Origin of the sequence: Cupriavidus sp. SIMBA_020 (assembly GCF_046535395.1) — a bacterium.
GTDB classification, from domain to species: Bacteria; Pseudomonadota; Gammaproteobacteria; order Burkholderiales; family Burkholderiaceae; genus Cupriavidus; species Cupriavidus campinensis.
On the sequence record NZ_JAWRWU010000422.1, the window covers coordinates 1 to 278 of the forward strand.

At 71.9% G+C, this 278-nt stretch carries 1 protein-coding gene; it reads right to left on the reverse strand.

The annotated features are described in order from the left end of the window. Positions 1 to 278: autotransporter-associated beta strand repeat-containing protein (locus SB751_RS29875; RefSeq protein WP_410749007.1), on the reverse strand; the 278-nt coding region annotated here is incomplete at both ends.

Here is a 278-nt window from a genome sequence, read left to right on the forward strand (position 1 = left end):
GAGGCCGTTGGCGCCGCTGACGGTGCCGCCCAGGGTGATGTCGTTGCCGCCGTCCACGCTCAGGTTGCCGCCATTGAGCGCGACGTTATTGGTCAGGCTGACGGCCTGGGTGCTGGTCAGCGTCGAGGCGCCCGCCACGGTCAGCGCGCCGCTGCCCAGGGCCTGGTTCGAGCCCACGCTCAAGCCGCCCTGCGCCAGCGTGACGCCGCCCTGGAAGGTGTTGGCGCCGCTCAGGCTCAGCGTGTTGGCGCCTTGCTTGACCAGAGAGCCGCCGCCCG